Raw genomic sequence first — 1594 nt, 5'->3', positions numbered from 1 at the left:
TAAACTTGCAATATAAAAAAATGAGTTGTAGTGATATCAAAACCAAGTAAAAGCAGTTATGTTATTATTTTAATATTACTAAAATTGTCTATATAGAAGCCATAAAACAAGGAAAAAAAATGTCTAAAAAGAGTTTGTTGTATTTCACAAAACACGACTACTGTCATTGTAAAAACCTTAAGATTTAAGATAACAGTTAAACAAATTAAGTATCAATTTCTAATTAAATTGACAAAAAATTTAAGCACCTTCTTTCATGTAAATTTCACTGTCATTTTTTAAAAATTCTGCCGATTTTTTGTCCATTTCTATTTGAATGGCTTTAATCTTAGCGATCTCTCCTGCATCTATGGTTTTAATCTCTTGAGTAATTTTCATAGAGCAAAATTTAGGGCCACACATAGAACAAAAATGAGAGGTTTTTGCAGCTTGTTTAGGCATGGTTTCATCATGATATTTACGTGCTGTATCTGGATCCAATCCTAAATTAAATTGGTCTTCCCATCTAAATTCAAAACGTGCTTTAGAAAGGGCATTATCACGAATTTGTGCACCTGGATGTCCTTTAGCTAAGTCAGCCGCATGGGCTGCAATTTTGTAAGCAATAATGCCTTGCTTGACATCATCTTGATTAGGCAAGCCTAAATGCTCTTTTGGAGTAACATAGCATAACATGGCACAACCATACCAGCCAATTTGCGCGGCACCTATAGCACTGGTAATATGGTCATAACCAGGTGCAATATCAGTCGTTAATGGACCAAGTGTGTAAAATGGTGCTTCACCGCATTCTTTTAGTTGCTTATCCATATTTTCTTTAATCATCTGCATAGGAACATGGCCAGGGCCTTCAATAAAAGTTTGCACATCATGCTTCCAAGCAATTTTGGTAAGTTCTCCTAAAGTTTCTAATTCACCAAATTGCGCTGCATCATTGGCATCAGCAATACAGCCAGGACGTAAACCATCGCCTAGTGAAAAAGTAACATCATATTGCTTCATAATTTCACAAATATCTTCAAAGTGTGTATAAATAAAACTCTCTGTGTGGTGTGCTAAACACCATTTAGCCATAATTGAGCCACCACGAGAGACAATGCCTATGATACGATTAATGGTCAGTGGCACATATTGTAAGCGCACACCTGCATGAATGGTGAAATAATCTACTCCCTGCTCAGCTTGTTCAATTAATGTGTCACGAAATACTTCCCAAGTTAAATCCTCAGCAATACCATTAACTTTTTCTAATGTTTGATAAATAGGTACAGTACCAATAGGTACAGGTGAATTACGAATAATCCATTCACGAGTTTCATGAATATTTTTACCAGTTGAAAGGTCCATAATGGTATCTGCACCCCAGCGAATACCCCACACCATTTTATCAACCTCTTGTTCAATACTTGAACCTAGTGCAGAATTACCGATATTGCCATTAATTTTAACCATAAAATTACGACCAATAATCATCGGTTCTGATTCGGGGTGGTTGATGTTATTGGGGATAATCGCCCGTCCCGCAGCGACTTCGGCACGCACAAATTCTGGGGTGATGAGTTTGGGGGTATTGGCACCAAAGTTGTTACCAGCG

The 1594-nt window shown here is 36.6% G+C and carries 1 protein-coding gene; it reads right to left on the bottom strand.

The window, feature by feature from the left end; all coding sequences use genetic code 11:
• Nucleotides 1-240: 240 nt before the first annotated feature.
• Nucleotides 241-1594 (bottom strand): phosphomethylpyrimidine synthase ThiC (thiC, locus tag BOW51_RS10650; RefSeq protein WP_135568276.1); only part of this gene is annotated, 1354 nt, incomplete at its 5' end.

It is taken from the genome of Solemya elarraichensis gill symbiont (assembly GCF_002021095.1).
Taxonomy (GTDB): domain Bacteria; phylum Pseudomonadota; class Gammaproteobacteria; order Chromatiales; family Chromatiaceae.
Note: the sequence above shows the minus strand (reverse complement) of the source record. Positions and strands in the feature narration are given on the sequence as shown.